General features: G+C 32.8%; 17 protein-coding genes and 2 pseudogenes. 7 read left to right on the top strand and 12 right to left on the bottom strand.

Annotated elements, in window-relative coordinates:
- Positions 1-7 precede the first annotated feature (7 nt).
- The gene (gene coaW / locus DM800_RS23440) at positions 8-838 is read left to right on the top strand and encodes a type II pantothenate kinase (RefSeq protein WP_147787695.1); all 831 of its coding nucleotides are present in this window, start codon (positions 8-10) and stop codon (positions 836-838) included.
- A 6-nt stretch (positions 839-844) separates the two neighbouring features.
- Here coaW and DM800_RS23445 read toward each other — a convergent pair whose 3' ends face one another.
- From DM800_RS23445 to DM800_RS23475, 7 genes and pseudogenes are all read right to left on the bottom strand, one after another.
- Positions 845-1,354 (bottom strand): 2'-5' RNA ligase family protein, encoded by a 510-nt coding sequence (locus DM800_RS23445; protein WP_098133252.1) that lies wholly within the window; start codon positions 1,352-1,354, stop codon positions 845-847.
- Positions 1,355-1,471: 117 nt separating this feature from the next.
- On the bottom strand, positions 1,472-1,951 hold the full coding sequence (locus tag DM800_RS23450; protein ID WP_147787696.1) for a CcdC family protein: 480 nt from the start codon (positions 1,949-1,951) through the stop codon (positions 1,472-1,474).
- 36 nt (positions 1,952-1,987) lie between these two features.
- Positions 1,988-2,560, bottom strand: a pseudogene (locus DM800_RS23455) (DUF4052 family protein); the annotation flags it as partial.
- A gap of 16 nt (positions 2,561-2,576) precedes the next feature.
- Positions 2,577-3,444 (bottom strand): annotated as a pseudogene (locus DM800_RS23460) (ATP-binding cassette domain-containing protein).
- 2 nt (positions 3,445-3,446) lie between these two features.
- Positions 3,447-3,821, bottom strand: a complete 375-nt coding sequence (locus DM800_RS23465) for a GntR family transcriptional regulator (RefSeq protein ID WP_000805192.1) — start codon at positions 3,819-3,821, stop codon at positions 3,447-3,449.
- A 125-nt stretch (positions 3,822-3,946) separates the two neighbouring features.
- Positions 3,947-4,435 (bottom strand): DinB family protein, encoded by a 489-nt coding sequence (locus tag DM800_RS23470; protein WP_098133255.1) that lies wholly within the window; start codon positions 4,433-4,435, stop codon positions 3,947-3,949.
- A gap of 14 nt (positions 4,436-4,449) precedes the next feature.
- Complete coding sequence (locus DM800_RS23475) at positions 4,450-5,037, bottom strand: DUF4825 domain-containing protein (protein WP_087983790.1); 588 nt, start codon at positions 5,035-5,037, stop codon at positions 4,450-4,452.
- Positions 5,038-5,475: 438 nt separating this feature from the next.
- Between DM800_RS23475 and DM800_RS23480 the strand changes: the two genes are divergently transcribed.
- Genes DM800_RS23480 through DM800_RS23500 form a run of 5 tightly spaced genes read left to right on the top strand, consistent with a single transcriptional unit; the run spans position 5,476 to position 6,291 of the window.
- Positions 5,476-5,616: a YrzI family small protein gene (locus DM800_RS23480; RefSeq protein WP_000156189.1), complete on the top strand. Its 141-nt coding sequence runs from the start codon at positions 5,476-5,478 to the stop codon at positions 5,614-5,616.
- Positions 5,617-5,643: 27 nt separating this feature from the next.
- Positions 5,644-5,787 carry a YrzI family small protein gene (locus tag DM800_RS23485; protein ID WP_000142721.1) on the top strand — a complete coding sequence of 48 codons (144 nt, stop codon included), beginning with the start codon at positions 5,644-5,646 and terminating at the stop codon, positions 5,785-5,787.
- A gap of 28 nt (positions 5,788-5,815) precedes the next feature.
- The gene (locus DM800_RS23490) at positions 5,816-5,959 is read left to right on the top strand and encodes a YrzI family small protein (protein WP_017560126.1); all 144 of its coding nucleotides are present in this window, start codon (positions 5,816-5,818) and stop codon (positions 5,957-5,959) included.
- 25 nt (positions 5,960-5,984) lie between these two features.
- Positions 5,985-6,125 carry a YrzI family small protein gene (locus DM800_RS23495; protein ID WP_064469812.1) on the top strand — a complete coding sequence of 47 codons (141 nt, stop codon included), beginning with the start codon at positions 5,985-5,987 and terminating at the stop codon, positions 6,123-6,125.
- Between the two features lie 25 nt (positions 6,126-6,150).
- On the top strand, positions 6,151-6,291 hold the full coding sequence (locus tag DM800_RS23500; RefSeq protein WP_064473550.1) for a YrzI family small protein: 141 nt from the start codon (positions 6,151-6,153) through the stop codon (positions 6,289-6,291).
- 241 nt (positions 6,292-6,532) lie between these two features.
- Here the strand turns inward: DM800_RS23500 and DM800_RS23505 are convergent, their stop codons facing one another.
- The gene (locus DM800_RS23505; protein ID WP_147787697.1) at positions 6,533-7,618 is read right to left on the bottom strand and encodes an AI-2E family transporter; all 1,086 of its coding nucleotides are present in this window, start codon (positions 7,616-7,618) and stop codon (positions 6,533-6,535) included.
- Between the two features lie 149 nt (positions 7,619-7,767).
- On the opposite strand from DM800_RS23505, the gene DM800_RS23510 reads away from it, so the two are divergent.
- Positions 7,768-8,589: an HNH endonuclease gene (locus DM800_RS23510; protein WP_060487133.1), complete on the top strand. Its 822-nt coding sequence runs from the start codon at positions 7,768-7,770 to the stop codon at positions 8,587-8,589.
- Positions 8,590-8,844: 255 nt separating this feature from the next.
- Here DM800_RS23510 and DM800_RS29735 read toward each other — a convergent pair whose 3' ends face one another.
- The 4 genes from DM800_RS29735 to DM800_RS23525 all read right to left on the bottom strand — a co-directional run bounded on the left by DM800_RS29735 (position 8,845) and on the right by DM800_RS23525 (position 12,288).
- Entirely contained in the window at positions 8,845-8,937 is a 93-nt protein-coding gene (locus DM800_RS29735; RefSeq protein WP_001289320.1) for a putative holin-like toxin, read from the bottom strand.
- A 223-nt stretch (positions 8,938-9,160) separates the two neighbouring features.
- Positions 9,161-10,273 carry an FMNH2-dependent alkanesulfonate monooxygenase gene (gene ssuD, locus DM800_RS23515; protein WP_098133257.1) on the bottom strand — a complete coding sequence of 371 codons (1,113 nt, stop codon included), beginning with the start codon at positions 10,271-10,273 and terminating at the stop codon, positions 9,161-9,163.
- A 163-nt stretch (positions 10,274-10,436) separates the two neighbouring features.
- Positions 10,437-11,285 (bottom strand): ABC transporter permease, encoded by an 849-nt coding sequence (locus DM800_RS23520; RefSeq protein ID WP_147787698.1) that lies wholly within the window; start codon positions 11,283-11,285, stop codon positions 10,437-10,439.
- 16 nt (positions 11,286-11,301) lie between these two features.
- The gene (locus DM800_RS23525; RefSeq protein ID WP_147787699.1) at positions 11,302-12,288 is read right to left on the bottom strand and encodes an aliphatic sulfonate ABC transporter substrate-binding protein; all 987 of its coding nucleotides are present in this window, start codon (positions 12,286-12,288) and stop codon (positions 11,302-11,304) included.
- Between the last annotated feature and the right edge of the window lie 3 nt (positions 12,289-12,291).

The following is a 12,291-nucleotide window of genomic DNA, read 5'->3' on the forward strand; positions in this document are numbered from 1 at the left end:
CAGGAAAATGGAAAGTACTATCGGTATCGATGCTGGAGGAACATTAACGAAAATTGCTTATTTGAACGAACAAAAGCAATTAGCTTTTGAAAAATTTTATTCAAATGAACAAGATAAAATAATAGATCGGCTTAAGAAAAGCACTCGTATAAAACAAATATGTATAACAGGTGGTAAAGCAAAACAATTACAGCAACTACTTTCAGACTCATATAATATAGTAGAACTAAACGAATTTGAAGCTACTCTTGTAGGTGTCCGATACATATTAAAAGAAGAGCAATATGATATAAACAACTTTATTTTAACAAATATAGGTACAGGTACTTCCATTCATTACGTTTATAATGAAAAATATATTCGAGCTGGTGGAACGGGTGTTGGCGGTGGTACTATTATGGGGCTTTCAAAATTGTTAACAAATATAGATCATTTTGAAGATGTGATTCCTTTAACAAAATTAGGTTCTAGAAAAGAACTAGATATTACGGTCGGTGATATTTATGGTGGCATTCTCTCTCCTATTGATAATAGCTTAACTGCAAGCAATTTTGGTAAAGCTACCAAAACAGATTCAAATTTTAGTAGTGCTGATATACTAGCAACTGTGCAAGGACTTGTCGGTGAAGTTGTTACTGCATTAAGCCTTCAATTCGCCGAAACAAAAAACATTGACCATATTATTTATATTGGTTCCACTCTATGTAATAACGTACACCTTCAAAATATTATTAGTAACTACACAAAATATCAAAATAAAACACCAATCTTTTTACGAGATGGTGGTAATAGCGGTGCGATTGGTGCTTTACTTCATATTACGGATAAAAAAAGCTGACACTTGTCAGCTTTTTTGCAACGGTACTTCAAATTCTATAATTGATTCCCCATTCTCTCCAATTCGCTCTACACTAACTCTATCAACTATACATTGTAACTTTTCAGGGAAATTATGAATATCCTTAGCTACTTCAGCAGCTAACTCAGTACGTTCTTTTCTCCCGACTGTTACATGCGGTATATACGGAATATCTTCTTTCAAAAATTGTAATAAGGCTCCTGTATATAGCAAGTCATGTAGTTCTTCTATTTGTTTTTGCCCCTTTTCAACTCGTAAAAATAAATATTCCCCTTCACCCGAAATTTGATTCGCAAATTCTATTTCTATCTCTTGTATCCCTTTTGATAATTTTAAAATATGTAATTTCAGCTCATCATTTGAAATCGAGCTTTCAAATGGGAATACAATTGTAATATGCGGTGGGATTAAACCAAATAAAGGATCATGTTTTTTCCTAATGTTCTCTATTTCATTAATAGACATGTCGTTTAGAAAAAGTAAAATTGTACGCATTTTTATATCCCCTACTTTCTCTTTTTATATTCATCATATTGTATGGTAGCTTGCACTTCAACAAATGATTTCAATTACATATAAAAAGAAAAAACTTCTCAAAAGAAAAGTTTTTTCTTATAAAGCATGATTATTATTTTCCCGCCAAACTTTCCTAAACTTTATATAACAAGCAATTCTCCAAGGAATAATATACGAGACAGCAACAACATAAAATAATAAACCAATTGTTTGTTGATCTAAGTCAACAATATATTGTCTTGAACCATATCTTAAAAAGACAAGTGCAATAAAAGTAATTAAAAAAGCTGCACTTTTTTTCGTATAAATATTCCCATCATCTCTTCGTTCATAATTTGTTAAAACTATAAGTGGTACGGCGAGAAGAATTCCAATCGATACTGCTATAACTACTTGTACTATAGCTGGATGTACGGGACCAAAAAACCATAAAACACCCGGTGTTAAAAATAATAATGGCCACAAAATACGTAGCCCAGTTCCCTTTATAGGTTTATACATAGATCGATAACGACGCCAGAATATTAGTAGTGCAATGCATAAAAAAAATGTAATGAGTGAAAATGTGTCTCCCATTTGCTACCCTTCTCTCTATAGTAATCTAATACTATTTTAAATCGTTTTTTCGAATGATACTTTTCGAATAAATATACTACTAGTTATGATATAAAGAACAGTTAATCCAATTGAAATAACAGTAAAATATGGAATATCTACTGAGGATACATCACTCGTAAATAATAAACTGGTTACTCCTGCTTCCCCATAAAGCACACTATTTGTTGATAAGAAAAGTGTTCCACCAATCATAAGACCAATCCACTTAAATCGTTGCTTAAAAACTACTACCACTTGAAAGAAACATGCTGTTGTAACATAAAATAAAAATTGCAAAATAAATTGTTGTACCGATTGCTGTCCAAAATTAACATTTACTAAGTTATATTTTAAATCTTGTAAAAGCATAACTTGAAGAAATGAAAATAATGCAGATTAAAGTACAATGTAACAAATTGCTCCGATAAAATATTGTATTCTCGTTACACCGAATGAAACTGCTAAACGAAATAGCTCATCTTGTATGATGAAAACACTCCCTACTATAAATAACATAATTGCTATTGAAGGGTTATTTATAATTTCAGGTAAATAACCAATGTTCGCTCCATTTAAATGAGCAGCATTTGCTTCATTAACATCGTCATTTCACTTCACCACCAGTTATGTGTATAAATAGTTTTTGTAATGTAATTCTATCAATCAGTAACCCTTCTTTTTCAAGAGAGTAATAATCTTCATTAGAAAGTTCTTCCCATATAACAGCAATCCCCTTATTTCCATAAACTTCTCGATTTATTATTTTTTTATTTATCGAAAACTCATCTACTTTATCTTTTTTTCCTGAAATAATATGAGCTTGTTGCAATAAATCTTCCACCGATGATTGAACAACAAGTGCGCCTGCTTTTATGATGATTACATCTTCAATAACATGGGTTACTTCTTCTACTAAATGTGTTGATAATATTATTGTTCGTGGATACTCACCGTAATCTTCTAGTAGTAAACTATAAAACAACTCGCGATGTGCTGCGTCTAAACCTGTAGTTGGTTCATCAAAAATGGTAATTGGCGCCCTACTTGCTAATCCTTGAATAATTCCTACAACAGTTTGCATTCCATGTGATAGTTTATGGTATTTTTCTTTCAAATTAAGTTGAAATTTCTTGGCAAGTTCTTCAGCAAACTCTTGATCCCAGTTTTTATAAAACATGTTACATAAATTAAAAATTTCTTTAATTTTATTATTTAGCAGCTTCTTTCACTTTAATAAAACGAATATTTTGCATCGCTTTACTATTTTCAAAAACATGTTCGCCAAATATTGATATACTTCCACTACTTGAAGTAATTTGGCCTGCAAGTAAATTTAATAGTGTCGTTTTTCCTGCCCCGTTTCTACCGAGCAAACCATATATTTTATGCTCTTCCAATGAAATCGTTACTTCATTTACTGCTATTTTCTTTTTATATTTTTTCGTTACGGCTTTTGTTTCAAGTGCAATCATCCCTATTTCCCCTCCTTCGTAATTTTTTGAATCATATCCATCAATTCATCTTTGGATATTTCTAGTACTTTTGCTTCTTCCCACACTTTAGGTAAATATTCAGTCATAAAAGTATTTTGTCTTTTTTTAAGTACGACTTCTTTCGCTCCCTTTGCAACAAACATCCCAATCCCTCTCTTTTTATATAGAATCCCTTCATCCACTAATACATTTACCCCTTTAGCTGCAGTAGCTGGATTTATTTGTAACATCTTCGCAAATTGATTTGTTGATGGAACTTGTTCTTCTTCAAGTAATATGTCTTTTAAAATATCAGATTCAATCGTTTCTGCAATTTGTAAGTATATTAATTTATTTTGCTCCAGAGTAGGTTTCACAATTTCACCACCTTAGGTTCATAGGTTCGTTACTTATGTAATTAACCATATCACATAAAAACATTTATTTCCATAAATTTCTTTTACAAAAAAAGAGAGTCATTCTATTAAGAATGACTCTCTTTCTAAAATTTCGAGGTTTCAACTCTTGTTCTCAAATTCTTTTCATTTATTCCATTTTGACAAAAGTTAAATTGTTGTTCCGTTATGGACTTTGTACGATCTACTACTTGCCCTAAATGATAACTTGTATGCTCCGCTAAATGTAATAAGCTATGAAGATCCATATGCTTTTTTTCTTCGCATGCTTGTAAATATGCTTTTCTCCATTCATCAAATACTTCTTCAACGTACTGTAGCAAAACTTCAGTACGTTGTCGCTTTACTGGAAAATACTCCTCGATTCCCTTTTCAAAAACTATATTTGGATTTTTATAACGACTAGTATTTCTCTGTATATGTTCACTAATATGCAGTACGATTCCACCAATTGAATTAATAGAGTCCCTTTGTTTCCACAAATCTTCTTCACTAACGAGGCTAATTGCCTGTAATAACTTAGGTAAATAATGATCTTGCATTCGATGATAAGTAATTTTGTATACTAACTCCACCTATTCTCCTCCTATCATTTCAACTGCTGCACCGGATATTTAGCAAATAAAGCTTTCCGAAACTCTTTATCATTTATAAACATTGTAATTTTTTCGCTATTATCGTTAAGGAACTTTACTACTTTCTTTTTATCCCATATATCATTTTCTTTTGGAAAATCATCAAATTTTTCATACAAGATTGATAGTATATCTTCTCTTTTTATCGTGAAATTTTTATTTTCTACTTGAAACTCGTAACTTTTCGCATTTGGTACTAAAATCGCTAGATAAATAACGTTAAAGAGAAAATTCTTCTCCATTGTGTCCTTGCCATCAAACCAATACGTCTCAACCATGTCTTCTGTCAGAGTTCCATTTGCACCATAGTTTACCTTTATACTTTCATTCTCCAAACTAATACTTTGAAATGTATCACCACCGGGTAAATGATTAACAATTGCAACCATATCTGAGTTATTACCAACGTATGTCCCAGCATATTTCTTAAAGTCACTAGGTTCAACATCAGATATTTCTTTTATTCTTTCTCCGCTAGAACAAGCAGTAATACATAAAAAAATTGTTAGCATAACAACTACATTACGATGCATATATTTCATTTAGCATCCCCCATTTTATCGATATTTCGTTCATTACAATACTTCTTTCCAAAACCCTTTAAAATATACGCATTTTAATCAAAATTAAAAATTTTCAATTTTCATGTTTACAATTATCCATTAATTGTATATACTTACTAACGTAAGAAAAAATTCTAAAAGGAGGTCGAAGGAAATGATGAAATTACAATTACATGCTTTAACTTTAGCGTTAACTGCACCTTTGTTTTTCGGACAATTAAATATGAATTCGACCACCCTAATGGAGAATTGAAAATCGCACTTTATTTCTATTAATTCATAAATTCGCCACAGGAGGTCGTATACTTTCCTGTGGCCTTTTGACGCCCAGCCATAGGAGAACTATATCTTCCTGTGGCTTTTTTGTGCGATTTTTTAGCCTCTTATATTATTTTTTAAAGAAAGGAGCAACATTCGATGACCATTAGCGTATTGTTTTTAAGTATTACGATTCAAAGAAATACAATTTCCAAAGATGAAATTTTTCATAATGAGCAAATTGAAAAAGCTATGAATGATGTTAAGGAGCGCCAAGCGCTTTATTGTGATCACCTGTAATTCCTTTTCGAAAGGAGGAATTCATTTATGACTTTTCATATTTTCTTTTTTACAACTGTACTTCAGAAAAACACTTTATCTGAAGATGAAATCATTCGTAAACAACAATTAAAACAACTGACTGATAAAATGACTGACATTAAAAGTTCATACTATACGCAAATGTATTAAAAATATATTTTAAAGGAGCAATACCTTCATGAAATTCAAAGCATTCTTTTTAACAATCACCATTCAAAAACGTAAGCTTTCTCAAAGTGAGATTTTGCGTGAGCAACACATTCAAACTATTATGGACGAAGTGAAAGAGCACCAAGCTTCTTATTACAGCCGTCTTTTCTAAATAACTTTTAAAGGGGAAAAAACAAATGAAATTTAAAGTATTCTTTTTAACGATCACCATTCACAAAACTAAGTTCTCAGACAGTGAGATATTGCATGACCATCAAATTAATAAAGCTATGGAGGATGTAAAAGAACGTCAAAGTCACTACTGTAGCCATCTATAATTCCTTTCGAAAGGAGGAATGTATCATGAAGTTTCACCTTTTCTTTTTAACAATTACAATTCAGAAAAAAAACTATTCTGATGCGGAATTAAAACAAGAACAACAATATAAACAGGTTATAGACGAAATTCGAGATCGTAGAAGCAAGTACTACTCTCATCTATAATCTTTTAAAAATATAAAATTTGAAAGGGGTCGATTATGATGTTGCTAGCACGCTGTAAGGAAATGATTTGGATAGTTCAGAGGGATTCCACATAGTTTTATTGGGGCTATATCATACAAGTTTATCGTTATATTTGATATGTAATAAATATATAATAAAAGTTTATGCATACACTTTTTTACATTGATTAACAAACAAAAGATACACCACTTAAAAAGCGGTGTATCTTTCTCAACTTATACTATTTTCGATTACTTCGTTTCGTCTTAAACAATCTCACTAAGTTCGATACAACTGTTTTTGTTACTGCATAAACTGGTACTGCCAAAATCATTCCGATAATTCCCGCAAAGTTACCTACCCCTAAAATTAAAATAATAATTGTTAACGGATGGATATTTAATTTTGAACTCATAATACGCGGTGAAATGATGTTACTTTCAAACTGTTGTACAATTGTTACGATAATAATTACGTACAACGCTTGCATCGGAGATACGAACAGACCTACAATAACAGCTGGTGCTGCACCGATAAATGGACCTAGGTTAGGAATGATATTTGTAAATGCTGCTATAATTCCTAAAACGAAAGCGTACGGTAAATCGATAATTAAATAACCGATAAAAGTAAAAGCACCTACAAATATACAAACGAGCGCTTGTCCTTGAATATATGCAGATAATGTTTCGTTCGTTTCCTTAATGATACGAAGTCCTTCTTCACGGTAAGACTCAGGTAATAGACTAACTGCTTTCCCTGGAAACGCATGTCCATCTTTAAACATATAAAATAAAATAAACGGTACTGTAAAGATAACTAATGCGACGTTCGTTATAATACCAAATAAAGCCGTTGCACTCGACGTAATTGTGTTTGGTATATCCTTTAAGTATTCAATTGCATTTTTTTCAATTGTTTCAATGGAAACATAGTTTTGTGTAGATAACCATTCAAACAATCTATGATGGGATAAATCTTGTATGTATAGTTTTCCCTCTTTAATATAACCGGGCATATTTTTTACTAAATCCATTAACTGTTGCGAGATCGTTGGAACAACTACCCCAACTCCAACTGCAGTTAATGTTATAATAAAAAGATATAACAGTAAAACCGCTAAATTTCTAGGTACTTTTTTATTCTCCAAAAAGACTAACAATGGGTTAAATATGAAGTATAAAAATAACGCGATTAAGATTGGGAAAAACAACGTTGATATGAAGATACCAATCGGTTGAAATAGAAACGATATTTTTGTGCAAATAAATATGATCGCTACAACCATTAGCACTTCTAATGTCCAAAAGTGCACTTTCGATTTCAAAAAAACGTCCTCCTTTAAACTAGCACTTCTCTTCATTGTACCAAAATAAGCAAGAATTTCACATAATATTTTCCTTTACAATATTCCAAAATACCAATAAATACACTACAATGAGATTACATACAAATTTGCAGGTAAAGGTGATAAAAATGACACAATGCATCATATGCAGAAAAGATACGAAAGAACTTAGTGAACAATATGTCATCCCCGAAATATTATGTGGATATTATTTCACAAACTCAATTTGTGATACTTGCCATGAACAAATGACAGCAAATATTGATCGCCCCTTAATTCGGCATAAATTAAGTCAATTTAAGATTGAGCAAATGAAAAAACAAATTGATTCCCCGCTCTATACGAATGAACATGGTGAGGAACTTGCGGCTGCTGAGACAGATGTTGTTGAAGTAAGTGATGAAATACTTTATTCCAATGCATTAATTATGAAACTATGTAAAAAGCACGATATTTCGCTACATAATGAAATTTGGAAAGAAGAACGTGTAACGAAAGTAGCTAGCTCTATTCAACGTGAATTACTTTTAGATAACCGTAAATACAAAATGAGTGTATTAAAAACAGCTTATACTTTCGCTGTCCAAGCTGTTGATGGCTATTTTGAAGATCCAGATGCGATTGTTATTTCTAACATTCTATCAAATGCCGATTTTATGGAATTAAAAGAAAAAAGTATAGTTCGCGATTTAAGTAAAAGTTCTTTATGGAATACATTAAATACAAATAGCGAGAACCATTACTTTATTTTATTAAGTGATAAAGATGGCCTGTTCTGTTTCATTCGTCTATTTGATATATTTGACGTTGTCGTTCATTTATCAGAAAAGAGATATGAACTTTCATCTCCAATTGTCGGCGTAAATGATGTAAATAGGCAGGAATTTTATGTCCAAACTTTAAAACAGTATATGGATGGGCTATTTAAAGAAAAAAAACCTACTATTTAATCGAAATCAGAACATACGGTCTCCTTTCTTGATGAAAAGACACTGTGTTATAATAAGTATGAAAAGACACTGTGTTATAATAAGTATGAAAAGAACAATACAATCACATAAACCAATTATTAATTGTAAATAAATAAAAAAGACCAGTGTGCGGCTACACACTAGTCCACGTAACTTAGCAGATTGGATTGTTCATTTATCCTATTTGTTTCTTACAAACAAAACAACCCACATTCTATTGGCATAGGTGGGTTGTTATTTTTTGAGCTTGTCTATTAAAACGACGACGAACGTTAACAATGCAACGAGAAACAGTCCACCCTGCAGTAGCAACGCTATTTCACTCACGTATTATCACCCCCCTCCTATTTGGAGAAGTGATAATTGAACAACCAACCGTACCTTAAGTTACTATTTAATTTTACCATATTTTCTAATAGTTTACGACGAAAACCCGCAAGTGAAATACTTGCGAGTTTTTTTATCCCGTATTAACAGGCAGTAAACAAAATGAAGCAAAACATAGGTGAAACTGCCTGTTAATAGCCGATTGGTTCAACTTTATTTCTCACTATTTTTTTAATGCATATGCATCAGCTATCATTTCACCAACAATTTTATTTTCTTGTTCCTTCTCGTCTTTCAATAAAGGAAATAACAGTTCTGCCACTTCATATGCCTCTTCTAAATGGGGGTATCCTGATAATACAAACGTATCAATTCCTAACGCTTCATATTCTTTTATTCTTTCTGCTACTGTATGCGGATCTCCAACAAGCGCAGTGCCAGCACCACCTCTTACAAGCCCAATTCCAGCCCATAAGTTAGGACTTATCTCTAACGACTCTCTCGTTCCTTTATTTAAATGTGTCATTCGTTTTTGTCCAACTGAATCATATCTTGCAAATGTTTTTTGAGCGAGCTCAATTGTTTCATTATCTACATATTGAATTAACCTTTCAGCCTCTTCCCATGCTTCTTCTTCTGTCTCTCTTACAATTACGTGTAGTCTAATACCAAATCGTACGTTACGCCCCTTCTCTTCCGCAAGTTTTTTTACTTCATCTATTTTCTCTTTCACTTGCTCTGGTGGCTCTCCCCAAGTTAAATATACATCACTATGTTCAGCCGCAACTTCTTTACCTGCAGCGGACGATCCGCCAAAATAAATTGGTGGATACGGTGTTTGAACCGGAGGAAATACAACTTTACTCTCCGTAACTTTAATATGTTTTCCTTCTAAAGAGATCGTTTCACCTTGTAATACTGACTTCCAAACCTTTAAAAATTCATCTGCAACTTCATATCTTTCATCATGTTCAAGATACAATCCATCACCTTGCAATTCAACAGGATCTCCTCCAGCTACTACATTAATAAGTAATCTCCCATCTGAAATTCTATCAAATGTAGATGCCATCCTCGCTGCAACTGTCGGTGACATTAACCCTGGTCTAACTGCTACTAAAAATTTTAATTTCTCTGTCTCAGCCGCAAGAGCTGATGCTAACACCCATGGATCTTCACAACCTTGACCAGTTGGAAGTAATACACCAGTATATCCTAAATAATCAGCTGCCTGTGCAACTTGCTTATAATAACCATATTCAGCTGCTCTTCCTCTTTTTGTCGTTCCTAAATATCGACCATCTCCATAAGCCGGAATAAACCATAATAATTCCATATCTTTACACACCCCTTATTTATTTTGAAACGTATACTAACATACTCTATATAAATTACCCCTAATAATTTACCCCGCTATTTGCGGGCAGTAAGATCCCGATTGGTGAGGGCTGATAATCAGTGGGGGATGTCCCCCACTGATTAAAGTTTCACTTTATATGTTAATTCCCTGTCTCTCCTTTAAAATTATCTCGCCATCTTAAAAACTTCACTTCTAGTAAACGTACGAGTGAATCAGAAAACTTTCCAACGAATGCAAAAATAATAATGCCGACAAATACGATATCTGTATTTGAAAATTGCCTTGCATCCATAATCATATAGCCGATACCTTCTGTAGACCCCATAAGTTCTGCTACTACTAAACTCACCCATGCAACTCCTAATGATAATCTTGCTCCGAGTAATAGGTTCGGCAATGCTGCTGGTAAAATTAATTTTGTAATTAATTTTCTTTTACTAAACTCTAACACTCTGGCAACATCGAATAACTTTGAATCTACACCTCGTATCCCTAAAAACGCGTTTACGTATAGAGGAAAAAATGCACCGTCCGCAATTAATAATACTTTCGATGTTTCTCCAAAACCGAACCATAATACGAAAAGTGGCGCAACAGCTAAATGAGGTACAGTTCTTAACATTTGTACAGATGGATCTAAATATTGCTCACTTCTCGTTGAAAATCCAACAATCGTTCCTAAAATAATTCCTAAACTCCCGCCGATAAAGAAACCAGCCGCAGCCCTAAATACACTGATACTTAAATGACCGAATAACTCTCCTGTTTTAATAAGTTCTTGAAAAGCTAGTAATATATCTAATGGCGTTGGTAAAACTGTTTTAGAAACTAAATCGAATACGCCGGCTAACTGCCAAATAATTAATACGATAATCGGTATAGTAATCGCTCTTACTAGCACTTTTACATTCGTCTTTCGCACTTTCTTTACATTGTTTTTGCCAATCGTTATACTCGCCCTTTTCATAACAGCTTTCGTATCCTCCAATTTACAAAACCTCTTTTCATTTCGCCTTTAATGCTTTTTCTACGAAAGAATTATCTACAACTTTATCTGTTTTGATTTCTTTCTTTATAGAGCCGAGCTTATATTGAAAATCCGCTGTCTTTTGCTGTTCGACTATTATTTCTTTCGTTACCGGAACTAAAATTGGTTTGTCGTGATCAAACACTTCTTTTACAATTTCTTCATCTATCTTCTTTGCAGAAGTATATATTTTTATCGCTTCATCTAAGTTTGACTCTTGCCATACACGTGCTTTTTCATAAACTTTAAGGAATTTCTCAACTAATTCTGGATGTTCCTTCGCAAATTTTGTTCTCGCAATTAAAAACTCTGGTGAAGAAACATTTAATCGTTCACCATCTGCAATAACCTTTGCCCCTTTATTTAACGTATGTAGTGAAATGAATGGATCCCAAATGGCCCATGCATCTACTGATCCGGATTCAAATGCCGGCTGCGCTTCATCTGGTTGCAGTTGAATGACATTTACATCTTTCGCATTTATACCTTCTTTTTCTAATGCTCGATATAATAAATTAAATGCGCTACTTCCTTTTGCTACTGCAATTTTTTTACCTTTTAAATCTTTTACACTCGTAATCTTGCTATCTTTTTGTACAAGAATCCCTGTTCCTTTTCTCGCATAACTTGTATTAGCAATTTCAGTAAATTCAATACCTGCAGCTTGCGCTGAAATAACTGGGGAGTTCCCAACTTCACCAAAATCTAATCGATTTGATGCAATTGCTTCAAAATAAGGAGGACCGCTTTGGAACTCTGTCCACTTCACTTTAACACCTTCTTTTTTAAACTCTTCTTCAAACCATCCTTTTTTCTGTGCGAGTAATAGTGGACTTAATCCTTGCTGTATACCAATTTGTACCGTTACATCTTCCTTCTTACTACTTGCTGTGCTTTTTTCACATCCGAATAAAAATAAAGAAATAGATAAAGCAAAAGAAAGAACTTTGATTTTTTTATACATATG

It is taken from the genome of Bacillus sp. AY18-3, from assembly GCF_008042305.1.
Classification (GTDB): Bacteria; Bacillota; Bacilli; order Bacillales; family Bacillaceae_G; genus Bacillus_A; species Bacillus_A wiedmannii.

Excerpts from the sequence above, each read along its gene's own strand:
- coaW (WP_147787695.1), top strand. The coding sequence starts at position 8 with ATGGAAAGTACTATCGGTATCGATGCTGGAGGAACATTAACGAAAATT.
- DM800_RS23445 (WP_098133252.1), bottom strand. The coding sequence starts at position 1,354 with ATGCGTACAATTTTACTTTTTCTAAACGACATGTCTATTAATGAAATA.
- DM800_RS23450 (WP_147787696.1), bottom strand. The coding sequence starts at position 1,951 with ATGGGAGACACATTTTCACTCATTACATTTTTTTTATGCATTGCACTA.
- DM800_RS23475 (WP_087983790.1), bottom strand. The coding sequence starts at position 5,037 with ATGAAATATATGCATCGTAATGTAGTTGTTATGCTAACAATTTTTTTA.
- DM800_RS23480 (WP_000156189.1), top strand. The coding sequence starts at position 5,476 with ATGACCATTAGCGTATTGTTTTTAAGTATTACGATTCAAAGAAATACA.
- DM800_RS23485 (WP_000142721.1), top strand. The coding sequence starts at position 5,644 with ATGACTTTTCATATTTTCTTTTTTACAACTGTACTTCAGAAAAACACT.
- DM800_RS23490 (WP_017560126.1), top strand. The coding sequence starts at position 5,816 with ATGAAATTCAAAGCATTCTTTTTAACAATCACCATTCAAAAACGTAAG.
- DM800_RS23495 (WP_064469812.1), top strand. The coding sequence starts at position 5,985 with ATGAAATTTAAAGTATTCTTTTTAACGATCACCATTCACAAAACTAAG.
- DM800_RS23500 (WP_064473550.1), top strand. The coding sequence starts at position 6,151 with ATGAAGTTTCACCTTTTCTTTTTAACAATTACAATTCAGAAAAAAAAC.
- DM800_RS23510 (WP_060487133.1), top strand. The coding sequence starts at position 7,768 with ATGACACAATGCATCATATGCAGAAAAGATACGAAAGAACTTAGTGAA.
- ssuD (WP_098133257.1), bottom strand. The coding sequence starts at position 10,273 with ATGGAATTATTATGGTTTATTCCGGCTTATGGAGATGGTCGATATTTA.
- DM800_RS23525 (WP_147787699.1), bottom strand. The coding sequence starts at position 12,288 with ATGTATAAAAAAATCAAAGTTCTTTCTTTTGCTTTATCTATTTCTTTA.